Genomic DNA, 24787 nt, shown 5'->3' on the forward strand with positions numbered 1-24787 from the left:
ATAATGCAATATGAAGTTCCGAATATATCATTTTAAGCAATGATAAGCATGGGTTATAGTGATTTCAATCACAACCAAGCCGTAACATTATGTTAGTTTGGTTGCGTCCAAAATTTCTGACTTATAGGTGGTATATCAGATGGCTAACTATTTTAACTCTCTGAATTTACGTCAACAATTAGCACAGCTTGGCCAATGTCGTTTCATGGATCGTTCTGAGTTTAGCGACGGCTGTAACTACATCAAAGATTGGAATATTGTTATTTTAGGTTGTGGTGCTCAAGGTCTGAACCAAGGCTTGAACATGCGTGATTCGGGCTTGAATATCTCTTTTGCCCTGCGCCCTGAAGCAATTGAACAGAAACGTGCCTCATGGCAAAAAGCGACCGACAATGGTTTCCGTGTCGGTACGTTTGAAGAATTAATACCCGCGGCGGATCTGGTGCTTAACCTGACGCCGGACAAACAGCATTCCAACGTGGTTAACGCGGTTATGCCATTGATGAAGCAAGGTTCTACCTTGTCTTACTCACACGGCTTCAACATCGTTGAAGAGGGCATGCAAGTTCGTCCCGATATCACTGTGGTGATGGTTGCCCCTAAGTGCCCTGGCACTGAAGTGCGTGAAGAATACAAACGTGGTTTTGGTGTACCAACCCTTATTGCGGTTCACCCAGAAAACGATCCAGACGGTGACGGCTTAGAGATTGCGAAAGCCTACGCTAGCGCAACGGGTGGCGACAGAGCCGGTGTTTTACTGTCGTCTTTCATCGCTGAAGTGAAGTCGGATCTAATGGGCGAGCAGACCATTCTGTGCGGTATGTTGCAGACGGGCGCCATCTTAGGTTACGAGAAAATGATCGCCGATGGCGTTGAGCCAGGCTATGCGGCCAAGCTTATCCAGCAAGGTTGGGAAACGGTCACTGAAGCGCTGAAACACGGTGGCATCACTAACATGATGGACCGTTTGTCTAATCCAGCCAAGATTAAAGCATTTGAAATTGCAGAAGATTTAAAAGAAATCCTCCAGCCATTATTTGAAAAGCACATGGATGACATCATCAGCGGCGAATTCTCTCGCACTATGATGGAAGACTGGGCGAACGATGATGCGAACTTACTGCGTTGGAGAGCCGAAACTGGCGAAACAGGTTTCGAAAATGCACCCGTATCGAGCGAGCATATCGACGAACAAACCTATTTCGACAAAGGTATTTTCCTTGTCGCTATGATCAAAGCGGGTGTGGAACTGGCGTTCGACACTATGGTGTCTGCGGGTATCGTGGAAGAGTCGGCTTATTACGAGTCACTGCACGAAACCCCACTTATCGCCAACACGATTGCCCGTAAGCGTTTGTACGAAATGAACGTAGTGATTTCAGATACCGCCGAATACGGTTGCTACCTGTTCAATCACGCCGCCGTGCCTATGCTGCGCGATTACGTTAATGCCATGTCACCTGAGTATTTAGGTGCTGGCCTGAAAGACAGCGCAACCGGTGTCGACAACCTAACGCTCATCGCAGTTAACGAAGCGATTCGTGAAACGGCAGTGGAATATGTTGGTGCTGAGCTTCGCGGTTACATGACAGATATGAAGAGCATTGTTGAGGCCTAATTGAGTTTTAGCTGAGATTTAGTTGAGCTTAAATTAAACCCAGCATTGGGGGAGAGGGTTGAGACTCAAAGGACTTGGGTCTCAGCTCAGTTCCCAAACAAGCTCAAGATAGTGAAACGCGCATCTTGAGTTTGCTTAGTGATGAATCAGCTTTGTGATAAATCAGTGTAGTGAGAAACAAATTTTTCCTGTTCAGTGGGTTGTCGAGCGGGCAAAAACGACATTGTTAGTGAGTTAATAGTTAGTGAGTGAATCTTCAGTGAACGTTCGCGAGTGAATGCGCGTTCAGTGAATGAATCCTGCGGTAGGTGAATCGCGCCGACTGAGGATCAACAGTTAACGTTTTACTTTGTTGTTTTGCATTGTCTCGGCAGGGAAGCTGAATTTTTTTGACAAAAGATATTTTTTATTGTGTTTGGCTGTCGCTTTATGGTAAAGCTAATAGCTCGCGGTAGGGCAAAGTCCAAAGCGAAACTAACTTTCATGCAATATCCCAATTTTAGAAACACCGATTAGGAATCCATATTGATGTTTAACCAAGCTGCCAAGCTCATTCTCGTGATTATTACCGTCGTGATTATTAAATCACAGCGGGGGCGGCGCATGGCGAACTGATAGACCTAAAAGGTTAAAAGTTTCGAAAGAACCCCCCGCTCCGAAAGGACCGGGGGGTTCTTCGTTTCAGGGCCTAGAGCAAGGTCCTAAGCTTCGAAAGAGTAAAAAATTAGCGTCGATTTTCGGCAATTCAGGACTAACGTAGCGAGAGAGAATATGGAACCAGGGCAGATGATCAGAGGCGCAGACGCGGTAATCAAAGTGTTAGCAGCACATGGAGTCACCACAGTGTTTGGTTACCCAGGTGGTGCCATTATGCCAATATACGATGCCCTCTATGGAAGCCCTGTCGAACACCTGCTCAGCCGTCATGAACAAGGCGCCGCCTTTGCTGCCGTAGGATACGCAAGAGCCAGCGGTAAAACCGGCGTGTGCTTTGCGACCTCAGGCCCTGGCGCGACTAACCTGATCACTTCCTTAGCCGATGCCCTGTTAGATTCTGTGCCTATGGTGGCCATCACAGGCCAAGTCTCTACCGCCGTAATCGGCACCGACGCTTTTCAAGAAATCGACGTGCTGGGCATGTCGTTGAGCTGCACTAAGCACAGTTTTATGGTGACAGACGTCAACGACCTGATCCCAACCTTGTATCAAGCCTTCGAAATCGCTGCATCCGGTCGCCCTGGCCCTGTGCTAGTCGATATCCCGAAGGATATCCAAATCGCCCAATTGGAATATCGCACCCCTTTGCTGGCTGTGATGAACGAACCCCAAGCCGAGATGAGTGATATCGACGCTGCCCGTGCACTGTTGGCTGAGGCTAAACAGCCTATGTTGTATGTCGGCGGTGGTGTGGGCATGGCGGGCGCGGTCGATCAACTGCGTGAGTTTATCAAAGTGACGGGCATACCTTCGGTCGCAACCTTGAAAGGGCTGGGCAGTATCGCCCACGGCACACCCGGCTACTTAGGCATGTTAGGCATGCATGGCGGCAAGGCCGCTAACTTAGCGGTACAGGATTGCGATTTGCTGATCGTGGTGGGCGCCCGTTTCGACGACAGGGTAACAGGCCGTTTAGCGAGCTTTGCCGACAAGGCCAAAGTGATCCATTTAGACATCGACGCCGCCGAACTGGGCAAATTACGTATGCCAGAGGTGGCAATCGCCGGCGACTTACGCCAAATCTTACCTGCCTTAGCCATGCCGATAAACATCACACCTTGGCAGACCGAGGTGGAGCATTTATCCCATAAGCATCAATGGGATTATCAACACCCCGGCAGTTTGATCTACGCCCCCGCACTGCTGCGCCGTTTAGCCAATAAATTACCCGAAGACAATGTTGTTTGTTGCGATGTGGGCCAGCACCAAATGTGGGTGGCCCAGCATATGTGGTTCCGCCGCCCAGAAGATCATCTGTCCAGTGCTGGCTTAGGCACTATGGGCTTTGGTTTGCCCGCCGCCATTGGTGCGCAAGTGGCCCGTCCCGATGCGACTGTGGTGACTGTGTCTGGCGATGGTTCTTTTATGATGAATGTGCAGGAACTGACCACCATCAAACGCCGCAAGCTGCCAGTGAAGATTGTGCTTATCGACAATCAAAAGCTTGGCATGGTGAAGCAGTGGCAGCAGCTATTTTTTGAAGAACGCTACAGCGAAACGGATTTATCCGATAACCCAGATTTTGTGCAATTGGCCTCCGCCTTCGATATCCCCGGTCGGACGATTTTCTCTTCCGACGAAGTGGAAGAAGCCTTAACCGAAATGTTAGCGGCTAAGGGCCCGTATTTGTTACACGTTGCAATCGACGATGCTTTTAACGTTTGGCCACTGGTGCCCCCCGGCGCATCAAACAGCGATATGATGGACGAAATGGAGAAACAAACATGATCCACTTTCTGGAATTAACGGTTCAACAACGCCCCGAAGTGCTTGAGCGTGTTTTGCGCGTGACTCGCCACCGTGGCTTTACGATTACCCAAATGCAGATGCGCATGAATGATGATGCGAGCCTGTCGCTGGATATGGAGGTCGATAGCGAACGTGCTATCGAACTGTTAAGTAATCAGCTGAATAAACTGATTGATGTGACTCAATGTAAGGTATTGTTACCGCTGAGCTTGCAACAAACGGCGAATGCTTAAGGCCTTGCTTGGGTTCATTTTAGTCCCTGATGTTGAGTGACTATGAGTGCCAGATATTGAGACGAATGCGGTAAGTGCAGCATTCGCCATGTGAATTAAGAATACGATTTTCGATTTGAGATAAAGGATACAGTCAATGCCAAAGTTACGATCAGCTACCAGTACCGAAGGCCGCAATATGGCGGGTGCCCGTGCGTTATGGCGCGCCACAGGGGTGAAAGACAATGATTTTGGTAAGCCAATTATCGCCATTGCTAACTCCTTTACTCAGTTTGTACCGGGTCATGTGCACTTAAAAGACATGGGCTCACTGGTGGCGAGCGCCATCGAAGAAGCGGGCGGTATTGCCAAAGAATTCAATACGATTGCCGTCGATGACGGTATCGCCATGGGCCACGGCGGCATGCTGTACAGTCTGCCATCGCGTGAGCTTATCGCCGACAGTGTGGAATACATGGTTAACGCCCACTGTGCCGATGCTCTAGTCTGTATCTCCAACTGCGACAAGATCACCCCCGGTATGTTGATGGCGGCGCTGCGCCTTAATATTCCCGTCGTATTTGTCTCGGGCGGACCGATGGAAGCGGGCAAGACTAAGCTGTCGGATAAACTCATCAAGCTCGATTTAGTCGATGCTATGGTGGCGGGCGCCGACTCGAACGTGAGCGATGAAGACAGTGCCAAAATCGAGCGTAGCGCGTGCCCAACCTGTGGCTCTTGCTCAGGCATGTTTACCGCCAACTCAATGAACTGTTTAACCGAAGCGCTAGGATTATCGCTGCCGGGTAACGGCTCTATGCTGGCAACCCACGCCGACCGCCGCGAGCTGTTTTTAGAAGCGGGTCGCCGCGTGATGGCGCTGGCAAAACGTTATTATCATCAAGATGATGAATCGGCATTGCCGCGCAATATCGCCAATTTTAACGCCTTCGAAAATGCCATGACCTTAGATATCGCCATGGGCGGTTCATCTAATACCGTATTGCATTTATTGGCCGCCGCGCAGGAGGCCGATGTTGATTTTACCATGGCGGATATCGACCGTATGTCGCGCCTTGTGCCGCACCTTTGTAAGGTTGCGCCATCGACGCCTAAATACCATATGGAAGACGTGCACCGTGCGGGCGGCGTGATGGGGATTTTAGGCGAACTCGACAGAGCTGGATTACTGCATACCGATGTGTTCCATGTGGCGGCCGATAATGACGGCACGCCGGGCAGCGGGACCTTGAAATCGGTATTGGCCCAGTACGATGTGATGCAGACGCAAGATGAAAAAGTAAAACATTTCTTTATGGCTGGGCCTGCGGGGATTCCGACCACTAAAGCCTTTAGCCAAGATTGTCGCTGGCCGTCACTGGATAACGACAGGCAAGAAGGTTGTATCCGTAGCCGTGAGTTTGCTTTCAGCCAAGAGGGTGGCCTTGCCGTATTGTCGGGCAACGTGGCCGAGAACGGCTGTATCGTTAAAACAGCGGGCGTGGATGAATCGAATCTGACCTTCATCGGCTCGGCGCGCGTCTATGAAAGCCAAGATGACGCAGTGGCGGGTATCTTAGGCGGCGAAGTGGTGGCGGGTGATGTGGTGGTTATCCGTTATGAAGGCCCGAAAGGCGGCCCGGGTATGCAAGAAATGTTGTACCCAACCAGTTACTTAAAATCACGTGGCTTAGGCAAGGCCTGTGCGCTGATCACCGATGGTCGTTTCTCCGGTGGCACTTCAGGTTTATCTATCGGTCACGTCTCACCCGAAGCGGCAGCGGGCGGCACGATCGCCTTGATTGAAAATGGCGATCGCATCGAAATTGATATACCCAAGCGCAGCATCAAGTTGGCAGTAAGTGATGTTGAACTCAATGCTCGCCGCGAGACCATGTTAGCGCGTGGCCCAATGGCGTGGAAACCTATCGGTCGCGAGCGTTATGTATCACTCGCGCTTAAGGCCTACGCCATGCTCGCCACCAGTGCCGACAAGGGCGCGGTGCGCGATCGCAGTAAACTGGAGGACTAATATGTTGCCACTTGCATCGCAAGCTCGGACGGATTTAGCACATTTTCAGTTGGCACAAAGCTATCTGCAAAAAATCCTGTTGTCATCTGTGTATGACATAGCGAAAGTGACGCCGCTTTCAAGCATGAACAAGCTATCGGCGCGTTTAGGTTGTCAGGTATTTTTGAAGCGCGAAGATATGCAGCCAGTGCATTCCTTCAAGTTACGCGGTGCCTATAACCGTATCGCCCAGCTGACGAAAGAAGAATGTCAACGCGGTGTGGTGTGTGCTTCGGCAGGCAATCATGCTCAGGGTGTGGCGATGTCGGCGGCGAGTCGCGGTGTGGATGCTGTGATTGTGATGCCAGAGACAACGCCCGATATTAAAGTCGATGCGGTGCGCCGTTTAGGTGGCAACGTGGTATTGCACGGCCAAGCCTTCGATCAAGCCAATGGCTATGCGATGGCGATGGCTAAAGAAGAGGGCCGAGTCTATATCGCGCCCTTTGATGATGAAGCGGTGATCGCAGGACAAGGCACTATCGCCCAAGAGATGTTGCAGCAGCAGCGCGATCTCGAAGTGGTATTTGTACCCGTGGGCGGTGGTGGGCTCATCGCGGGTATCGCCGCCTATTACAAGGCGGTGATGCCGCAGGTGAAAATTGTCGGTGTCGAGCCCGAAGACGCGGCCTGTTTAAAGGCAGCGATGGAAGCGGGCGAACCTGTGACACTGGCGCAAGTCGGTTTATTTGCCGACGGCGTGGCGGTTAAACGTATCGGCACTGAGCCGTTTCGTGTCGCCAAGCTGTATGTCGATGAAGTAGTGACTGTCACTTCGGATGAAATCTGCGCCGCGGTAAAAGATATCTTCGAAGACACCCGTGCGATCGCCGAACCCGCAGGGGCCTTGTCCTTAGCTGGGCTTAAAAAATATGTCAGCGCTAATGCCCATGGTGATTGCGGCAATGGTGAGAAAGTCGCCGCGATTTTAAGTGGCGCGAATGTGAATTTCCACAGTCTGCGTTATGTGTCTGAACGTTGTGAGCTTGGCGAGCAAAAAGAAGCGGTACTGGCGGTGAAAGTCCCTGAGCGTCCGGGAAGTTTCTTAAGATTCTGTGAGTTACTCGATAAGCGGGTGATGACAGAGTTTAACTATCGTTTCAGTAGTCGTGATCTTGCCGTGGTGTTTGCCGGCATTCGTTTAAGCCGAGGCCAAGGTGAGCTAGAACAAATCATTGCCACCTTAGAGGCTAATGGTTTTGAAGTGCAGGATTTATCCGGGGATGAAACCGCGAAATTGCATGTGCGTTATATGGTCGGTGGTCATCCACCTGAGCCTTTAGAGGAGCGTTTATTTAGCTTTGAGTTTCCTGAACATCCCGGTGCGCTGCTGAAGTTTTTAACGACCTTGCAGAGCAAATGGAACATCAGTCTGTTCCATTATCGCAACCACGGCGCGGCCTTTGGCCGAGTGCTGGCGGGGTTTGAAGTACCCGCCAGTGATGCTTTGCCGTTCCAACAGTTTTTAACTGAGTTGGGTTTTGTCTATCAAGAGGAAACCCAAAGTCCTGCCTATCAGCTGTTTTTAAATGCGGGTAACGGCAACAAAGGCTTATAGCGTTCGCTGTGATGCACATAGCTTAGATCGACGCGATGACATGTTAGGCAAAGTTAGGCTAAAGGAGGGGCGCACATGCGCCCTTTTTTGTGGTAGTTTTGTAGACTTAATACTCTAGCCGCCGATTAATACGTCACAGTTAAGTTACTGACTTAACCCGTTAACGATTAACTGGCTGTTTCTTAACACAGAACGGCTAACGAATAACAACGAGACCTCGACCTGCACGCATTAAGGAGACATGATGTTACCAGCACCGCGTTTTACCGCTTTTAATCCTCCTCGCCGTATTTTGATGGGCCCTGGCCCGTCGGATGTTTATCCCGAAGTGCTTGCGGCGCAGTCCAGACCGACAATTGGCCACTTAGATCCGCTGTTTGTCGGCATGATGGATGAGCTTAAGAGCCTGATCCAATACGCCTTCCAAACTAAAAACGAAATGACTATGGCGGTCTCTGCGCCGGGCAGTGCGGGCATGGAAACCTGTTTCGTTAATTTAGTCGAGCCGGGTGAGAAAGTTATTGTCTGTCGTAACGGTGTGTTTGGTGAGCGTATGCGCCAAAACGTCGAGCGCGTGGGCGCCATTGCAGTGCTGGTGGACAATGAGTGGGGCGCGCCTGTCGATCCTGCTGCGGTTGAAGCGGCGCTTAAAGCCAATCCCGATGCCAAGTTTTTAGCCTTTGTGCACGCAGAAACCTCTACTGGTGCTTTGTCCGATCCCAAGACCTTGTGTGCATTAGCCAAAACCTATGGTTGCTTGAGCATAGTCGATGCCGTGACTTCCCTTGGTGGCGTCGAGTTAAGAGTTGATGAGTGGGGCATAGATGCCATTTATTCCGGCAGTCAAAAGTGTCTCTCCTGTGTACCGGGTTTATCGCCCGTGTCTTTCTCGAGCGCAGCGGTAGAGAAACTCAAGAATCGTAAAACTCCTGTGCAAAGTTGGTTCCTCGATCAAAGTCTTGTGATGGCCTATTGGACCAGCGCGGGCGGTAAGCGTAGTTATCATCACACTGCGCCAGTGAATGCCCTGTATGCACTGCATGAATCTCTGCGTATTTTGGCGGCCGAAGGTTTAGAGAATGCGTGGCAACGCCATCACGAAATGCATTTAGTGCTGCGTGCTGGGCTGGAAAAGTTAGGGCTTAATTTTGTGGTTGCCGAAGATTATCGCCTACCGCAGCTGAATACGGTTTATATCCCCGCTGGTGTCGATGATGCCGCAGTGCGCACTCGTTTACTGAAGGATTACAACCTCGAAATCGGCGCAGGCCTTGGGGCCCTTGCGGGTAAAGCATGGCGCATCGGTCTAATGGGCTTTGGTGCCCGCCGTGAGAATGTTTCTTTATGCCTCAAGGCATTAGAAGAAGTGTTGAACTAATATGCCAAGATTACGCCTTGCACTTTGCGGCCTAATGCTCGCTTTGCTCAGTGCCTGTTCAGTGAACAATACCAGCAATGCGTCCTGCGATTTTGTGCGCGGAACCAACAATAATCAAAGTATGCGTGAGGCGAGCGGCCACGATACGGGCAGCGCAGATGAGCGACAAAAAGATGTCGGTATCGGCTTCTTGAGTGTCATCTTCGGCGGCATCAGTCGAGCACTTTCTTCCGGTGACTCATCGGATGGAAAATGCGTGTAACGCTGTGAGTGTTAGTTGTCTTTGATATATTGAAAATCCCCGCAATGCGGGGATTTTTACTTTTCTGCTGGTTGCACTTAGTTGATATTTTCTGAAATCACCCAGAATAATGTTCAATGGGCTCTAGAGGATTTTCGGTTTTAAAGTTGTATTTTATTAAACATATTTGCGGCCTTACGGCCGAGAAAGTCGTGGGGCTTCACCCCACACCCGACCAAGAGGGGATCAACAGCAATCCCCTCTTGGATCTCCCTTGCCGTCCCTAGCGAAGTTACATGCATTAGATACTGGCCTTGGTCTTATGGATAAATGGCTATCGCTTCCGAAGGCAACGTCCCTGTACCTACGGAAGCTAGCCGGACATATATGGACCCATCCGGTTTGCAAGACAATCGATAGCGATTTTGAGAAGAGTTCATTGCACCCATATATCCGGCCTGTTATTGAGGTATGCCTCTGGCCCTGATGGATATCTGCTTCTACTGTCCTTATCATCCTTGCGGCTTCATTATGAGCCTATGCCCGACTAAGGTTTTCAGTAGATCAGTCTGACTGTCTCATCATCAAATCAAGTGTCTTAGCAACTTGCTGGTTGGTTAATTATTAGCATTTATTGAATCTATTCAGCACTATACTGGAAGTCGATATTCTTCGTCATGCGCCGCGATAACCCATGCCATTCTCGCGAGTTTATTGGCGACGGCTACACAGGCTCGGTTAAAACCTCGGCGTTCTGCTAACTGGATTGCCCAGCAACTAAATTTATCCTGTTTATGACAACTGTGTTGCAACACGGCTCTGGCGCCGTGGATGAACAGGGTACGTAAGTAAGCATTTCCCCGCTTGCTTATCCCAAGGAGGTTATCTTTACCTCCACTGCTGTGTTGCTTGGGAACTAAGCCACACCAAGCTGAAAAGTGCCTGCCATTAGTGAAATCTTTACCATCACCGACGGCCGCATAAAAGGCTGTAGCGGTGACTGGACCAATACCTGGGATAGTTTCTAAACGCTGGCAAATCACATTGTTTTTAGTTTCAGTGAGCACTTGGGCATCACAGCCCTTAAGCCGTTTTTCTATATCACTAAATTCTTCATATAACTGATAAAAAATGGCCCGACCTTTGGTGGTCAGCGCATTGGTTTCATCCGCTAAAATATCTGGAAACTGTACTTTAAAAGCCGATTTACTCTTGGCTATCACAATGCCGTATTCTGCTAACATGCCTCGCACTTGGTTGATTAAGGCAGTTGATTGCTTAGTTAATCTTTCGCGCATGCGGTGGAGCAGTTGCACATCTTGCTGCTCGACGCTTTTGGGTTTTACAAACCGCATGTTGGGTCGCTGCGCAGCTTCAGCGATGGCTAGCGCATCGTTGTAGTCATTTTTATTACCTTGCCGAAAAGGCACCACAAATTGAGGTGCGATTAGCTTGACGTTATGGCCCAACAGCTCAAATTCTCTGGCCCAGTAATTTGCTCCACCACAGGCTTCCATCACAATTAGGCACGGCTCAATTTGAGCAAGAAAGGGAAGCAAGTCCTTGCGTCTAAGCATTTTTTTTGATTAACTTGCCAGCTTTATCGACACCAACAGCATGAAAAACAGACTTTGCGATATCTAAACCGATTGTAGTAATCTTCATAAATGGACCCGTCCTCTTTCTGATGAGTTTTAGCGACTACATCGTGGCCCATTGCGAGGCCGATTAAAAGTGGATGGGTCCATTCCATTATCCATGTCCGGACTCACGCCATTTATTCCAACGCCCCGCGGCAACTTCGCAGGGAAATCGTATCCTGCGGCATTCGTGGTCAAATTAGGTAAAAACTACCGGATACCAACAATGTGGATTTATCGACTTGCTAAAGTATTCTTACGAACTAATTCCGAAACTTCACTAATAACGTTCCTTGAGCGACTTTCCCCACCTAAAATACCGGTCAACATGTCCGCTTTAAAACACAAGGTATCAGCATCAGTGAAAGACTTTGACCTTTTGGGTCTCTTCTTATTAAGTTCAATTGCCTTTTCAAAACTAGCACTTCTTTGGTAGCTATTTAGCATCTTCTTAATAATTGGCATCGCTAGACGAGAAGGTTTCATAAGATAAGCAGCATCCCCGTGAATATAGGGATAAAGAGAATCTACACCACCGCTACGCTCAACAAACTCATTTACTAAGCCTTTAGCACCAATAATTTCTGGGGGTGTCATTACAAAAACTTCTTCTCTTAAAAATGCCAAATCAATCGAAGTCTCTTCAGCAGACTGTTGAGCCCATAAGACTGAATTGCACCACTGTGTATATTCAAGTAATGGCTCAAAACTATTGTATGGAGGAATAAATCGACTATTGGCAATATCAGCCCCTATTCCAGTCGATTTGAATTCACTGACTTCATTATTAAAGTCAGTATCGTTAGGCTGACAACCCGTTAACAACAAAAGCAAAATAACCCCAGCGCTTCTCATAATCATTTCCCTATAATGACACACTGCCATGTCCTCTAATGTTAACTATATTAGTTGTTCTATTATGTTAGAAAAAACAAAGAACAGGCATACATTTATCTAATAACATTGTATCGAATCGCATATTTCAAAAAATATGCCTATTGAGATGTTACTTAGATCTTGGCATTGGACCTCGGGTAGTTCTGGCGAACAGAATGCACGGAAGTTAACGAGATTAAGCACTGGCATGTAAGTGACCGTTCGTGACAGGGATGTCACGGTCGAGCTCACAGGGATGTGCTTGCTGCGTGTCACTGGAATGACAGTGCTTAGTCACTTCTCACGTCACATAGTCTAATGGTCATATCTTTTGACGCATTCTTAGTTGAGTCATGTTGAATAATCAGGGATGAAGCCCCACGACTTTGATTTTGATTTAGAAGAACAAACGAAGTTTGTAAGCCTAGGCCCCTCTTTTGATAGTTGACATATAATGTCATCCCGCTATGATGCCGACACCACAGGTTATATAAACAAAGATCTTATAAATGAAAAAGTTATTAATTATGTTTGCGATGATTTTTGCGGTTAGCTTGGTTGCTAGTCCAGTCGCAGAAGCGAAAAAGTTCGGCGGTAGTAAATCTATTGGCAAGAGTCACCAAACGGCTCCGGCTCAACCAGCGGCGACCAACACACCGACTACGGCACCAGCGGGAGCGCCGGGCAAGAAAGGTATGATGGGCGGCATGTTAGGCGGTTTATTAGCGGGTGGCTTATTGGCTGCGCTGTTTATGGGCGGTGGTTTTGAAAATATTCAAATCATGGATATTTTGATAATCGGTTTGCTGGCATTCGTAATATTCAAAATCGTCCGTACTGTGATGGCCTCAAAAACGGGGGCGCAGCAAAGACCAGCCTACGCGGGAGCAGGCCAACCCAATCCGAATATGCAGCGCCAACAGACTGAACAAACAGGTTTTGCCACCAATGCAAACAGCGGCAGCAATGGTTTTGGCCAAGCGACAAGCGCAGTTCCCTTCGATTTGCCTGCCGGCTTTGATTTACCCAGCTTTTTGGAAGGTGCTCGTAGTCACTACAAAACCTTGCAATTGGCGTGGAATGAAAACGACTTAAGCAAAATCCAAGAGTATGTTTCTATAGATCTTTACAATGAACTCAGCAACCAACGTCGCGAGTTAGTTGGCGATCAGCACACTGAAGTGATGTTTTTGGATGCCGAACTCGTCCGCGCCACACACAATGCCAATCTTGCGGAAGTGAGCGTTAAATTTAGCGGCCGCTATCGCGATACCGTTGAAGGCGTAGAAGAGGACATTAAGGAAATCTGGCATTTAGAGCGTAACGTAACGCAAGCCAATTCACCTTGGTTGATCGTTGGTATCGAACAGTAATCTGCCCGTCTTCAAAAGCAGCCTTAATCCCTTAAGGCTGCTATTTATATCCCCCTTTCGTTCAAATCTAGACTTCCTTAGCAGTTCAACGTTATTGATAGATGGAAGGATACAGCTGTCATCGCATTGACTATTGGCGGCAGCAAGACTTTGATGATTATTTTAAAAAAGTTAATTAGATCATCCATTGCTAAATAAAAAATCCCTGCACTTAGCGGGGATTTTTGCTTTTTAAAGGCTTACACAAATTGCCTGATGGCGATCGCGATAATCAGCACTGGGCAAACATACTTTACATACCTTGGCCAAATGTGCCAGAAGAGTCCTGTGGTATTGACGCCATCTTGTCCACGAATCGCCTTGAGCAATTGTGTTTGGCGCCAAATCCAACCTAAGTAAATCGCAATGCCGAGGGCGACCAGCGGCTGGGCGATTTGGGTGGTCAGCATTATAGTGAAACTAAATAGCGTCTCAAAAAATACCGCCAGTAATAAGGATAATGAGGTCAACAATAGGCCGATGATCAAGGTGGCGCGTTGACGGCTGAGTCCGAACTTTTGCATCACATAACTCGTCGGCACTTCGGCGATGGATATGGCCGAGGTTAAACCCGCGATGATCAGCAGAATAAAGAAAATCACGCTGATGATGAGGTTGGCCGTATCGCCTAAGGTCGAAAATAACGCGGGTAAGACAGTAAACACCAATGCATCCGAATCGAGTAATTTACCCTCAGCATTAAAAATCTCCACGCCATTGTGCTGGGCCACATACATGGCTGGGATAATCAAGAAGGCGGCGAGAAAGGCGATGCCGCTGTCGGTAAAGGCAACCCAGACGGTCAGTTTAGCAATATTCTCTTTTTGGCTCAGATAACTGCCGTACACCATCATGGCACCTGTGCCTATGGTGAGGGAGAAGAAGGTTTGTCCGAGCGCGCTTATCAGGGTATCCGGTGCCAGTGCCTTGGTAAAGTTAGGCGTTAGTAGCGCGCTTATCCCTTCGCTCGCACCATTTAGGGTGAAGATATACGCCACGCCCGCGATCAGCATGATCAGTAATAACGGCATTAAGCGTTTCGACCATTTTTCTATGCCTTCTTGCACGCCTTGCAGTAATACCAGAAACACCAGCGTGCTGAAGATCAGTGTAAACACCAGATTACGTGACAGCGAAAAATCCACTAGCCAAGCGGCGGTGTCATTCGAGCCCATAGCTTTGGCAATTGGCGCGATGGCAAAGCTGACAAACCAGCCGGAGAGAATGCTGTAGAAGGTATAAATCAATCCCGCAGTCACTATGGAAAGCAAACCTATGGTCTTGCCTAAACCTCGGGTGAGTGAGTTGAAGCCGAGTTTACCCATGGCATCGGCAGGGTTGGTTTGCCCGTGGCGACCTATCATGAGTTCAGCCATCAGCATGGGAATGCCTAGGATGAAAATCAGCACTAGGTACACAAGTAGAAAGGCGCCGCCACCATGGGTGGCCGCTTGGGTGGGGAATCCCCAAATATTGCCGACGCCAACGGCGCTACCTGCGGCCGCCATGATAAAACCTAAGCGTGAGCTGAAGTGGTTAGTTGAACTTGTATTGGCCGATTGCATTGTGCCTCCCATAAAAAGAAGGCGTATCTTAGGCGGATAAATTAGGATTTCAACGCAATTTTAGTGCGTTAAAATGGTGTTAATAGGCAATTTATATTCTCATTTTGCTGATATTTTGGTGTTTAGCTTCACTAGCTGGTTTTATGCGAGACTATATTGCGATTGACAACGACTAGTGGCCTCACTTTAGCGAATAATTGCGATGATAAAAATGCAATGAATTGTGATCTTATGGTCAAAAAATACCGTATGGCAGAAGCTTAGTGGGTATTTTGATGCTATGACTTTACTTGAGTCACGATTGTGACTGGATAAGTCTGAGTCATGTCGCAGCACTTTGTGTCTGAACGCCGTATCTTTTACATAGCCTATGGTTGAATGGTGATGTGGCTTAAGGGAATGGCCGTGTGGTCCTTGACCTTTTTCAACACAAAGCTGGAATGCACACCTGCGATATGTACATTGGTCGTGAGTTTATCTAACAGGAAAGTGCGAAAGTGCGCCATATCTTGTACTAACACTTTAAGTTGGTAGTCGGCTTCAGAACCTGTGATCAGCGCGCATTCTTGGACTTCTTCGTAGGCTAGTACATTGGCTTCAAATTGATTGAGGATTGCTGGCGTGTGTTTTTCCATCCGCACATGGATATACGCAGTCAAATGCAGGTTGAACTTATCCGCCGACAGACGCGTTGCATAATCGGCAATATAACCCGCTTCTTCTAAGGCTTTAACACGGCGCGAGCAAGGGGACGGCGACAGGCCGACTTTATTGGCCAGTTCGAGGTTGGACAATCTGCCGTGGGTTTGCAGTAAACGCAAAATGGTTAAATCGAGTTGATCGAGTTTGTATGGGTGAGTTTCTGTCATCGAAAGCTTAGGGTTGGCAGGGTCTGCCCCTAGTTTGCCAGTCTTAGCCAAGTTTGCCAAAAATCTTGAGTCAATCGGGATTTAAAAGTTGGGAGAGTGATCACCCTTACTTACAGTGGGTGAGGGGCGCGCTGTCTGGATCTCCCACCATTTACCGCTATAGTTATAATACTAATAAGAGTGAGACACTGTATGCGCTTGAGTTTGCTGTTAATCTGCCTATTAATCTTACCGACGTATGCATTTCCTGCCTCGATAACCATTGGTAGTGCGTTAAATCGCCCACCCTATATTATCGAAGATGCCGAATCAGGACTTGAGATTGATATTATTAAGGCCGCCTTTAAGGAAATGGGCCAGTCAGTTAACTTTAAATTTTACTCTCGTAAGCGCCAAGTCTTATATTTCAACAAAGACAGATTAGATGCCGTGATGACCATGAACCCAGTAAATGGCGTCGATGGCTATTGGTCCAATGATTATGTCGACTATACCAATGTGGCAATTAGCTTGGCTGCGCAACACCTTGAAATAAAAAGTATTGCCGATCTAAAAAATTACAGTATTGCGGCCTTTGAAAATGCTCGCCTATTGCTCGGTACTGAATTTAATGCCGTAGCGCAACAGACGATTTATCGCGAAGTCGATACTCAACTAAGCCAGAATCGTATGTTGTACTTAGGTCGGATTAATACTGTGATTGCCGACCGTTATATTTTCACTCAATTGAATCGGTTTGTTGAACCCAATATCGACACCCAGCAAGCATTGAGCTACCACTTTATTTTCCCGCCGACATCCTATCGCATGGTATTCCACAACTCAGTGGCGCGGGATACTTTTAATCAAGGGCTGGCAAAAATTAAGGCCAATGGGATTTATCAGGCCTTAGTGGTCAAATACTTAGGCAGTGCTTAGCAAGGCCTAAGTATTTGAGTGAAAGGCTGAATCGAGATGATCAACTACAGAGGTTAGCGTTCTGGCTCGTTCACGAGCGTTTGCGTGAGTGGGCGTATTTTACTGACTAAGAACACGCTCAAGCTGCTGATGAAGGCGGCTAAAAAGGTCGAAAACAACACATCTTGTGGCCAATGCATCCCTAACAGCATGCGGCTTAATCCCATCAAAAATCCCCAACCCAATAATACCAATGCAACGCTAGGTAAGCCTGCGAGCAGCAGATAGTAACTGGCGGTGAGCACCAGTGTCACAGCAAAAATGGTATGCCCAGAAGGGAATGAGTAGCCGATTTCATTTTCCCAATGCTGGTGAATGCGCGAGTCGAGCCTCATCTCAGGGTCTGCCACTTTTAAGCCATCGAGCGCATTGGATATTGTCTCGGAGCGCCCCTGTTTATCCAATTGATAAAAGGCATCGAGTGAAAGTTGTTCATCCGTAGGCAGTGCTTGCTTAGCCAAAAAGACCAGATTAGGTCTGGGCTCTTTGAAATAGGATTTGAGCGTATGGCTCACACTTAAGCTGATGACTTGGCTGAGACTAATGGCTAAAAACAAACTCATAAAGAGGGCTTTAGGCATAAGACGATAGGCGATAGCCAGCACAAACAACACAGTGGCCACGCCATAGGGCGCTGTGCCCGTCATGGTAATCCAATATAAGGTTCGGGCTAAGTGAGAGTGCAGATCGATCAGTGGAAACAACTGATTTTGGGTCAGTAACAGTAAGCTTGGAATGCTTGCCAGCAATAACCAGGCTAAACCTAAACGGCGGAAAAGATAGGCGCTATGGGTCAAAATACAAGCCTCTTGATAAACGCCATAGGCTACAACGCGGCAATGGCTTTGCCAATAAAAAAATCCCGACAGCAAAAAGTGGCGCTGTCGGGGGTCTTCAAGGGTGGATCGGTTGGGCGCTGTTACGCCGTGTTCTTGGGTTGATGCCTTGTGACAAACATCAAAATCAGTAGGACAACTAACAGTAATCCTGTGCCCATCAGCAGGGCGTAATCTTCCAGTTGCAGTATCGAGTAAAGCACGGCATATAAACTCACCAGCATAATGCCCACTATCGCACCGCGCTTGATACTTGCCGTGGCGCTGCCGACATAGGCGGATACCGATAGCACAGGAATACAGGCGGCAATTAAATAGGCATGCAAGAAGGCTAAATGCTCAGATAGCGACAGCAGGAGCAAATAGAACAAGGCCATGGCGCTGCCGACTAACACATATTGAATCGTACTAAGACTGGTTTTTTGCCCCAGCTCAAAAATAAATAACATGATAAAAGTCAGTACGATAAACAGTAGGCCGTATTTCACTGAGCGTTCAATCTTGCCGTAGTGAGTTACGGGCTCGAACAGAATCGCATTGGCCGACACTTCGGTCAGGGTCGATTGATTACTCTTAATAAACTCCTGTGGGTAGTTACGGGTTAAGTGACTGATATTCCAACTTGCGGTAAAACCCTGTGCGTTAATATCACGTTCTGCGGGTAATAATCCCTTGAAGCTCGGGTGTGGCCAATCCGCATGAATATTAAGCAGGGTTTGTTCGCCCAGTGGTAAGGCACTAATCGACTGCGAGCCGCGCAGTGTCATCGCAAAGTCCACACTAAAGTCACTCGCTTCACCGACTTGTACACCTTGGTTGAAGCCTTTTTCTAAGCCGCCAGTGGTGCCTAAACCTGTACCCGACATCAGCGAGCCTGACAGCGTGACCGCATCACCCGTTAATTCAAGTTTATCCACTTTATCAATGGCTTGATTTGATGAGACACCAAAGGCGAGACGCGCATTTTTATTGTCAAAGGCAATGAGGTTGGGGATTTCATAATGACTTAAACTGAAATCTGCTTTGCCTTGCAAAGTGGCGTTATAAACTAAGGATTGATAAATGCCGCGGGTACGGAAATCATGCTTAAGATCTAAATCTAGTTTGAGTTTTTTCGGCAGTATGACCAATTCATCTTGATAGGTACGCTTTACTTGATGGCGATTTTTGCCATCGGCGCTGACTTCTTCCTGCATCACAAAATAGCTATAGGGAATGACAAGCACAGGTCCTGAGAGCGTTTGTTGCTCGCCCCATGAACGGCCAATTTCATCGACAACACTGTGGTACAGGGCTTCGCGATCTGAGGTCATGTCCATGATGATCCCTAATGGGATCAAAGCTAAGATCGACAGTATGCCTATGGTTAACGCTTTCAATAGGGTGGTGTTTTTGGCGAGTGGTGTCCCTTTGCTGTGTGAGGACTGTGCCTGTGGCGATTCCATGTCTATTCCTTGATCTCGATTGAATTTTTTTAGCAGTGCGCGTACGACTAAGTAGGCTGCACCACCAAATAAGGCCAAACTAAGTAGGGTGAGTACCCAGAAAATAATACTGAACATTGGATTTCATTCCCTATGAAATACGACCGAGACTTCACCGCTAAGATTGTGCTGAGTTAGCTCGGTATCACGGCGGGTATTAAAACAGATTTCCCCGTAAGAGTTGCGGGCAAGTTGCTGATCAATAGTGGCAAAATTATGGCAATTACCGCTAAATCCATACACATTAATCACGTTTATAAATCTGAGAGTGGGGTGTCTTTGCCAAATCTGGGGTGTTTTTTCTCGTAGTCATCTTCTTTTCGAATATGCTTAAGCAGTGTTTCGAAGCTTTGCTTAAAGACGTCAAGTTCGGCGCAATAGACTACGGCATGGTGGGAAAACCAGTGCTGTTTTTCCCGCTCACGGTTACTGTAATCGGGCCAAATACGCAGCTCATACTCATCACCTATGACGACAATGACATAGGCGATGGCGCCATTGCTAAAGATGATGCATTGGGGCAGATAAACCAGCTCTTCGCCTTTGAATAACTCATACTCTATCGCTTCGGTGCGCCAACTCACTATCGGCAGCGGCGCTTTGATGGAGCAACCAATCGACTGATGTTGATTGAATAGTACGGCGTTAATGTCATCCATTGAAAAGGGCTGGTGATCGCCATTTTTAGCTGCAAGTGAATACAAGATATTCATCAAAAATGGCAGCTTAGCGCCATTGCCCGTTTTGCGGCCGCAGAGTTGTGCTTGGCGATAGTAGATATTCATCATCAATCCTTAATGAGGCGTCAGTGGGTGGTTAGCGCGACCTTGAGTCGTGACACTAACAGGCCTGTAAAGCGATAGCCGTTAAGTTATAAATGGCTTATGTTATCCGAAGAGCGCGCTGCATGAGCTGGTTTGCGGTGTATTTTAGGGGCTCATTCGAAAGATACAAACTACATCAGCATTTTTTAGAATCTTAGTTTTGTCTGTTGGGCTTAGTGTTTGCAGGTTTTACCTTAGGAAACGTGATGTCTAATCCCTTTTCACCCCGCGAATGGCTGCAATTAACGATGCAGCAGCAAGGATTATTACAGCCACAGACTTCGGTGGCTGAGACTGTCTTGCGCCTAAGTTATGTGCAAATCGACTCAATTAACGTGGTTGAGCGGGCGCATCACCATGTGTTGCATAGTCGTATGCCCGGATACCAGCCGAAGATGCTCGATTCGGCTTTAGCTAAGGGAGAAATCTTCGAATATTGGTCCCATGCGGCGGCCTATTTACCGATCGCCGATTACCGTTTTAGTTTGCAACGTAAACTGCAGCTGCAAAATGGCGGTAAACATTGGTTTGAGCCCGACGATAAAGTAATGCAAGAGGTGCGGGCACGAATCATTGCAGAAGGGCCACTCAAGGCCAGTGATTTTGAACACAGTGAAGGTAAAAACGGTGCCTGGTGGGATTGGAAACCCGCGAAAAAAGCCCTAGAGCAGCTCTTTATGCGTGGTGAGCTAATGGTGGTGCGGCGAGAGAAATTCCAGAAGGTTTACGATCTCACTGCGCGGGTGTTACCACAAGACATAAATGCCAAAGCACCGACAGAGGCTGAATTTACCCGCTATCTGATTGATCGTTATCTCGATGCCCATGCCTTTGGTACTGCGGCGCAAATAGCTTATCTACGCAAAGGCTTAAAACCAGCAGTAGCCCAAGAGCTGGCAGAGATGCAGTCACAGGGGGTATTAGCGAGTTTTAAGGCGGCGGGGCAAAGCTACTTTTACCACCCTGCATTACAGCTCCATGCGCCATTACCCAATAAAGTCTGGCTGCTAAATCCCTTCGATAATTTATTAATCCAACGGCAACGGCTAAAGCAATGGTTTGATTTTGATTATCAAATTGAAGTCTATGTGCCCGCCGAAAAGCGTCGGTATGGTTATTATTCTTTAGCGATTCTGTGGCGCGATACTTTTGTTGGCCGCGTGGATGTGAAAGCCGATCGCCAAACGGGCATCTTGTTATTGCAGCAATTGACCTTAGAAGCGGGCGTGATGGTGAATGGCCTAGATGAGGATTTCTGTGCTGCCTTTGATATCGCCGTCAGTGAATATGCCCGCTTTAACGGTTGCGATCGCTGGAAGTTAGTTAAAGCAAATCATAAAGGCCTTAAGCAGAAGTATGCACGGCAACAAAAGTGTTAGTCATCAGTCGCTTTAATTGGAATGTCCATAAAGCGGAAGCAACCATAGAGTAAAATAAGATACAGCAGTGGCAAGGCTGCGGTGATTAAGGGTGACGAGGCTGTGCTATCGCTAGCGATGCGATAGCAGGGAATATATACGGCGGGATAAACTAAGCTGCCCCACAGAAAACACTGATTCATCAATCGAGTGATAAAAGCGGGTTTAATACTTGATTGACTGGCCAGTCCCATCAAACTGGCGAGGAGCACTCCGGGATAAGTGAGTAGCGGCAGGCCACCAAGCAGGAGTAATGTCCAGCGTATTAGGCTCTCAAAAGTGATTAACTCCACAGCGGTTTCCATCACGCTTATCGTCTTCCCTCTGTTGACGCTTTGCCTCAATCAATCACTCAGGTTTACTGGTCTATTTTGCGGGTCTATATTGAGCTGCGATCCCGTTGCATCTTGAGCCAGAATCCCTGTTGGCAAAGGTTACTGAAGGATTTCTGCTGCGGTGAAATAACGATTCCGCTCGATGCTATCACCCGATAGTTTATCCAATAGTCTTCGCAAACACTGTCCGATGCCGCCTCAATCATGAGTTGATCTTGTTCGGTTTGCTGGCAGATCACCACGCCATTATCGAAGTGATACAGCGTTTCTACTTCATGAATAGTGAGGTCGTTATCTTGATAGCTATGGCTTTTACTCGAATGGCTCACTATCGACACTAAGCTTGGATATCCATGAATCGCAAGAATATAGCTGGCGAGTTGCTGCATTATTTCCCCAAGTGACGCGCTGCTCGAAGCGTTAAAAACAAAAAAGCACAGCTGCGCTTTCGCTCACCGTGCTTTATTCAATATGCGTAACGTAAGTTAGCCCGTAGCGTTGAGCTTTTTTTCTAACTCATTGACTTGAGCTTGCAGCGCTTCTAACTTTTCGCGGGTTTTCAGTAGCACATGTTGCTGCACATCAAATTCTTCACGGGAAACCATATCCAACTTGAGTAATTGATTTTGCAGAACTTGTTTGCTGCGCTCTTCAAATTCACCGGCAAATTGCTTCAGACCGCTGGGCAAACTTTCGCTCAGCTGTTTCGCCATTTCTTCGATTTTCTTTGGATTGATCATAATCTTGTCCGCCTCTTCACTGAATAGCTCGATTGTAACTCAGTGCGTTAGGTTTCAAAAGTAAAGCTAACGCGCTCTGGCTGTAGTGAGTCGTTGTTGAGGCTTATATCACGGCCAAGCATGTCTATTGGGTTGAGTTCTGCTCAGCCCAAGCGGGGATTTGTTAGCCTTAAAACCGCCGATTCTGCTATTATCCCATCCCTTTCTGTCGACTTGTTTGGATATTGCGCAAAGATGAAACTCAATCCCGCCCAAAACGATGCTGTTCATTATGTTTCAGGCCCTTGCCTAGTATTGGCGGGTGCGGGCAGTGGTAAGACGCGCGTAATTATCAATAAAATCGGTTACTTGGTCGAAAAGTGCGGCTATAAGGCGCGCAATATTGCGGCGGTGACCTTCACCAACAAGGCTGCCCGTGAGATGAAAGAGCGGGTCGCTCAGTCCATGGGACGCAAAGAGGCCAGAGGCCTGTGGATTTCAACCTTCCACACCTTAGGGCTTGAAATCATTAAACGAGAGCATAAGGTCTTAGGCTTAAAGCCAGGTTTTTCGCTGTTTGATGATCAAGATACCTTGGCACTGCTCAAAGAGTTAACCCAAGACGAGTTAGATGAGGATAAAGATTTACTTAAAGCGCTCGCCAGTACGATTTCAAACTGGAAGGGCGGCTTGATTATTCCTGAGCACGCACGCAAAATTGCTAAAGATGAGCAACAGCACTTATTTGCTATGTTGTATCAGCGTTATGCCCAGCACATGAAAGCCTATAACGCTTTAGATTTTGACGATTTGATTCTGATGCCAACCTTATTGTTGCGGCATCATGAAGAAGTGCGTACCCGCTGGCAAACCAAGATCCAATACTTGCTGGTGGATGAATATCAAGATACCAATACCAGCCAATATGAAATGGTAAAGCTGTTAGTGGGTGATCGGGCGCGCTTTACCGTAGTGGGTGACGACGATCAGTCCATCTATTCATGGCGCGGTGCTAAACCACAAAACTTAGTGTTATTGGGTACGGATTTTCCGCAGCTTAAGTTAATTAAGCTCGAGCAGAATTACCGTTCTAGTCAACGGATCCTGCGGGCTGCCAACATTCTTATCGCGAACAATCCCCATGTTTACGATAAAGCGCTCTTTAGTGAGCTTGCCTATGGGGAGCCGCTGCGGGTGCTATTTGCCGCCAACGAGGAGCAAGAGGCAGAACGTGTGGTCGCGGAAATTGTGCGACACAAGTTTGTTGGCCGTACTCAGTTTGGCGACTATGCGATTCTGTATCGCGGCAACCATCAATCGCGGTTACTCGAGCGCGCGCTGATGACGAACCGTATTCCTTACAAATTGAGTGGTGGCACGTCATTCTTCGCCCGTGCTGAAATCAAAGACATCATGGGCTATCTAAAGCTGGTGGTGAATCCCGATGATGATAATGCTTTTCTGCGCATCGTTAACTTGCCTAAACGTGGCATAGGCCCATCGACTTTAGAGCGCTTAGGTAATTTCGCTAATGAGAAGCATATTTCTATGTTTGCGGCGATTTTTGAGCCTGAACTCAATCATCATTTGCCGCCGGCGGCCATGTCATCCCTGTATCAATTCGGTCGTTTCATTGTCGAGACAGGGGATCATGCAGAGCGTGGTGAACCTGTCGAGGCTGTGAAGCATTTGATCCGTAAGATCAATTATGAAGATTATCTATACGAAACCAGCACTAGTGCAAAAGCCGCTGAAATGCGGATGAAGAATATCTCAGAGCTATACCGTTGGGTAACTGAGATGCTCGCAGGTGATGAATTAGATGAGCCAATGACCTTGCCTGAGGTCGTGACTCGACTGACGCTCAGAGACATGATGGAGCGCAATAGTGAGGACGAAGGCGGCGATCAGGTGCAGTTGATGACCTTGCATGCTTCTAAGGGCTTAGAGTTCCCGTTTGTGTTTATGGTGGGAGTGGAGGAGCGGATCTTGCCTCATCAAACTAGCATAGATGAAGACAATGTCGATGAAGAGCGTCGCTTAGCCTACGTGGGCATCACTCGGGCCCAGCGAGAACTGTGGTTTACCCTCTGCCGTGAAAGACGTCAATTTGGTGAAACCATGCGTTGTGAGCCGAGCCGTTTCTTGCTTGAGTTACCTCAAGATGATGTGGTGTGGGAGAATCGTAAACCACAGCAAACGGAGCAGGAGCGGATGCAGACTGGGCGAGCCAACATTTCTAGCTTAAGGGATATGTTTAAAAAATAACGAGCGTTTTGCTTACTGTTATTTAAAGTCAATCGCTCGG

General features: G+C 47.9%; 20 protein-coding genes and 1 pseudogene. 11 read left to right on the forward strand and 10 right to left on the reverse strand.

The features are described from left to right. The first annotated feature begins 139 nt into the window (after positions 1-139). The 7 genes from ilvC (at position 140) to Q4Q52_RS12195 (ending at position 9565) form a co-directional block, all read left to right on the forward strand. Positions 140-1618 (forward strand): ketol-acid reductoisomerase, encoded by a 1479-nt coding sequence (ilvC, locus tag Q4Q52_RS12165; protein ID WP_311990724.1) that lies wholly within the window; start codon positions 140-142, stop codon positions 1616-1618. A 771-nt stretch (positions 1619-2389) separates the two neighbouring features. Beyond that, positions 2390-4063 carry an acetolactate synthase 2 catalytic subunit gene (gene ilvG, locus Q4Q52_RS12170; RefSeq protein WP_311990725.1) on the forward strand — a complete coding sequence of 558 codons (1674 nt, stop codon included), beginning with the start codon at positions 2390-2392 and terminating at the stop codon, positions 4061-4063. Continuing rightward, entirely contained in the window at positions 4060-4317 is a 258-nt protein-coding gene (gene ilvM, locus Q4Q52_RS12175; RefSeq protein ID WP_311990726.1) for an acetolactate synthase 2 small subunit, read from the forward strand. The genes ilvG and ilvM overlap by 4 nt, the downstream gene beginning before the upstream one ends. A gap of 136 nt (positions 4318-4453) precedes the next feature. Then, the gene (gene ilvD, locus Q4Q52_RS12180) at positions 4454-6328 is read left to right on the forward strand and encodes a dihydroxy-acid dehydratase (RefSeq protein WP_311990727.1); all 1875 of its coding nucleotides are present in this window, start codon (positions 4454-4456) and stop codon (positions 6326-6328) included. A gap of 1 nt (position 6329) precedes the next feature. Next, the gene (ilvA, locus tag Q4Q52_RS12185; protein WP_311990728.1) at positions 6330-7925 is read left to right on the forward strand and encodes a threonine ammonia-lyase, biosynthetic; all 1596 of its coding nucleotides are present in this window, start codon (positions 6330-6332) and stop codon (positions 7923-7925) included. A gap of 244 nt (positions 7926-8169) precedes the next feature. Further along, a complete protein-coding gene (locus Q4Q52_RS12190; protein ID WP_311990739.1) occupies positions 8170-9303 on the forward strand; it encodes an alanine--glyoxylate aminotransferase family protein in 1134 nt (377 codons plus the stop codon). A 1-nt stretch (position 9304) separates the two neighbouring features. Next, a complete protein-coding gene (locus Q4Q52_RS12195; protein ID WP_311990729.1) occupies positions 9305-9565 on the forward strand; it encodes a hypothetical protein in 261 nt (86 codons plus the stop codon). Positions 9566-10194: 629 nt separating this feature from the next. Here the strand turns inward: Q4Q52_RS12195 and Q4Q52_RS12200 are convergent. Both Q4Q52_RS12200 and Q4Q52_RS12205 read right to left on the reverse strand, forming a co-directional pair. After that, positions 10195-11209, reverse strand: a pseudogene (locus Q4Q52_RS12200) (IS110-like element ISSba19 family transposase). 209 nt (positions 11210-11418) lie between these two features. Further along, positions 11419-12039 carry a hypothetical protein gene (locus Q4Q52_RS12205; protein ID WP_311990730.1) on the reverse strand — a complete coding sequence of 207 codons (621 nt, stop codon included), beginning with the start codon at positions 12037-12039 and terminating at the stop codon, positions 11419-11421. A 530-nt stretch (positions 12040-12569) separates the two neighbouring features. On the opposite strand from Q4Q52_RS12205, the gene Q4Q52_RS12210 reads away from it, so the two are divergent. Continuing rightward, positions 12570-13433 (forward strand): Tim44 domain-containing protein, encoded by an 864-nt coding sequence (locus Q4Q52_RS12210; RefSeq protein WP_261274013.1) that lies wholly within the window; start codon positions 12570-12572, stop codon positions 13431-13433. A 239-nt stretch (positions 13434-13672) separates the two neighbouring features. Here Q4Q52_RS12210 and Q4Q52_RS12215 read toward each other — a convergent pair whose 3' ends face one another. Together Q4Q52_RS12215 and Q4Q52_RS12220 are read right to left on the reverse strand one after the other, a co-directional pair. After that, positions 13673-15037 (reverse strand): sodium-dependent transporter, encoded by a 1365-nt coding sequence (locus Q4Q52_RS12215; protein WP_311990731.1) that lies wholly within the window; start codon positions 15035-15037, stop codon positions 13673-13675. Positions 15038-15405: 368 nt separating this feature from the next. Next, positions 15406-15906 (reverse strand): Lrp/AsnC family transcriptional regulator, encoded by a 501-nt coding sequence (locus Q4Q52_RS12220; RefSeq protein ID WP_006083449.1) that lies wholly within the window; start codon positions 15904-15906, stop codon positions 15406-15408. Positions 15907-16098: 192 nt separating this feature from the next. Here Q4Q52_RS12220 and Q4Q52_RS12225 point away from each other — a divergent pair, with 192 nt between their 5' ends. After that, the gene (locus Q4Q52_RS12225) at positions 16099-16824 is read left to right on the forward strand and encodes a transporter substrate-binding domain-containing protein (RefSeq protein ID WP_311906252.1); all 726 of its coding nucleotides are present in this window, start codon (positions 16099-16101) and stop codon (positions 16822-16824) included. Positions 16825-16877: 53 nt separating this feature from the next. Here the strand turns inward: Q4Q52_RS12225 and Q4Q52_RS12230 are convergent, their stop codons facing one another. The 3 genes from Q4Q52_RS12230 to Q4Q52_RS12240 all read right to left on the reverse strand — a co-directional run bounded on the left by Q4Q52_RS12230 (position 16878) and on the right by Q4Q52_RS12240 (position 19968). Continuing rightward, positions 16878-17660 carry a phosphatase PAP2 family protein gene (locus tag Q4Q52_RS12230; RefSeq protein ID WP_311906261.1) on the reverse strand — a complete coding sequence of 261 codons (783 nt, stop codon included), beginning with the start codon at positions 17658-17660 and terminating at the stop codon, positions 16878-16880. 122 nt (positions 17661-17782) lie between these two features. Continuing rightward, entirely contained in the window at positions 17783-19261 is a 1479-nt protein-coding gene (gene creD, locus Q4Q52_RS12235) for a cell envelope integrity protein CreD (protein WP_311899563.1), read from the reverse strand. 176 nt (positions 19262-19437) lie between these two features. Further along, on the reverse strand, positions 19438-19968 hold the full coding sequence (locus tag Q4Q52_RS12240) for a hypothetical protein (RefSeq protein ID WP_311990732.1): 531 nt from the start codon (positions 19966-19968) through the stop codon (positions 19438-19440). Between the two features lie 245 nt (positions 19969-20213). On the opposite strand from Q4Q52_RS12240, the gene Q4Q52_RS12245 reads away from it, so the two are divergent. Continuing rightward, complete coding sequence (locus tag Q4Q52_RS12245; protein ID WP_311990733.1) at positions 20214-21386, forward strand: DNA glycosylase AlkZ-like family protein; 1173 nt, start codon at positions 20214-20216, stop codon at positions 21384-21386. Here Q4Q52_RS12245 and Q4Q52_RS12250 read toward each other — a convergent pair. From Q4Q52_RS12250 to ubiK, 3 genes are all read right to left on the reverse strand, one after another. After that, entirely contained in the window at positions 21383-21730 is a 348-nt protein-coding gene (locus tag Q4Q52_RS12250) for a hypothetical protein (protein WP_311990740.1), read from the reverse strand. The two genes, Q4Q52_RS12245 and Q4Q52_RS12250, sit on opposite strands and share 4 nt — an antisense overlap. Positions 21731-21804: 74 nt before the next feature. Then, entirely contained in the window at positions 21805-22149 is a 345-nt protein-coding gene (locus tag Q4Q52_RS12255) for a hypothetical protein (RefSeq protein WP_259567172.1), read from the reverse strand. 96 nt (positions 22150-22245) lie between these two features. After that, on the reverse strand, positions 22246-22500 hold the full coding sequence (gene ubiK, locus Q4Q52_RS12260) for a ubiquinone biosynthesis accessory factor UbiK (protein WP_011848059.1): 255 nt from the start codon (positions 22498-22500) through the stop codon (positions 22246-22248). Between the two features lie 234 nt (positions 22501-22734). Between ubiK and rep the strand changes: the two genes are divergently transcribed. Further along, positions 22735-24747, forward strand: a complete 2013-nt coding sequence (rep, locus tag Q4Q52_RS12265) for a DNA helicase Rep (protein ID WP_006084415.1) — start codon at positions 22735-22737, stop codon at positions 24745-24747. The last annotated feature ends 40 nt before the right edge of the window (positions 24748-24787 follow it).

The organism is Shewanella sp. SP1S2-4 (genome assembly GCF_031932075.1).
GTDB lineage: Bacteria > Pseudomonadota > Gammaproteobacteria > Enterobacterales > Shewanellaceae > Shewanella > Shewanella baltica.

Bases quoted from the DNA above. Each gene is read 5' to 3' on its own strand.
- ilvC (WP_311990724.1), top strand. From the start codon at position 140: ATGGCTAACTATTTTAACTCTCTGAATTTACGTCAACAATTAGCACAG.
- ilvG (WP_311990725.1), top strand. From the start codon at position 2,390: ATGGAACCAGGGCAGATGATCAGAGGCGCAGACGCGGTAATCAAAGTG.
- ilvM (WP_311990726.1), top strand. From the start codon at position 4,060: ATGATCCACTTTCTGGAATTAACGGTTCAACAACGCCCCGAAGTGCTT.
- ilvD (WP_311990727.1), top strand. From the start codon at position 4,454: ATGCCAAAGTTACGATCAGCTACCAGTACCGAAGGCCGCAATATGGCG.
- ilvA (WP_311990728.1), top strand. From the start codon at position 6,330: ATGTTGCCACTTGCATCGCAAGCTCGGACGGATTTAGCACATTTTCAG.
- Q4Q52_RS12190 (WP_311990739.1), top strand. From the start codon at position 8,170: ATGTTACCAGCACCGCGTTTTACCGCTTTTAATCCTCCTCGCCGTATT.
- Q4Q52_RS12195 (WP_311990729.1), top strand. From the start codon at position 9,305: ATGCCAAGATTACGCCTTGCACTTTGCGGCCTAATGCTCGCTTTGCTC.
- Q4Q52_RS12205 (WP_311990730.1), bottom strand. From the start codon at position 12,039: ATGAGAAGCGCTGGGGTTATTTTGCTTTTGTTGTTAACGGGTTGTCAG.
- Q4Q52_RS12210 (WP_261274013.1), top strand. From the start codon at position 12,570: ATGAAAAAGTTATTAATTATGTTTGCGATGATTTTTGCGGTTAGCTTG.
- Q4Q52_RS12215 (WP_311990731.1), bottom strand. From the start codon at position 15,037: ATGCAATCGGCCAATACAAGTTCAACTAACCACTTCAGCTCACGCTTA.
- Q4Q52_RS12220 (WP_006083449.1), bottom strand. From the start codon at position 15,906: ATGACAGAAACTCACCCATACAAACTCGATCAACTCGATTTAACCATT.
- Q4Q52_RS12225 (WP_311906252.1), top strand. From the start codon at position 16,099: ATGCGCTTGAGTTTGCTGTTAATCTGCCTATTAATCTTACCGACGTAT.
- creD (WP_311899563.1), bottom strand. From the start codon at position 19,261: ATGTTCAGTATTATTTTCTGGGTACTCACCCTACTTAGTTTGGCCTTA.
- Q4Q52_RS12240 (WP_311990732.1), bottom strand. From the start codon at position 19,968: ATGAATATCTACTATCGCCAAGCACAACTCTGCGGCCGCAAAACGGGC.
- Q4Q52_RS12245 (WP_311990733.1), top strand. From the start codon at position 20,214: ATGTCTAATCCCTTTTCACCCCGCGAATGGCTGCAATTAACGATGCAG.
- Q4Q52_RS12250 (WP_311990740.1), bottom strand. From the start codon at position 21,730: ATGGAAACCGCTGTGGAGTTAATCACTTTTGAGAGCCTAATACGCTGG.
- Q4Q52_RS12255 (WP_259567172.1), bottom strand. From the start codon at position 22,149: ATGCAGCAACTCGCCAGCTATATTCTTGCGATTCATGGATATCCAAGC.
- ubiK (WP_011848059.1), bottom strand. From the start codon at position 22,500: ATGATCAATCCAAAGAAAATCGAAGAAATGGCGAAACAGCTGAGCGAA.
- rep (WP_006084415.1), top strand. From the start codon at position 22,735: ATGAAACTCAATCCCGCCCAAAACGATGCTGTTCATTATGTTTCAGGC.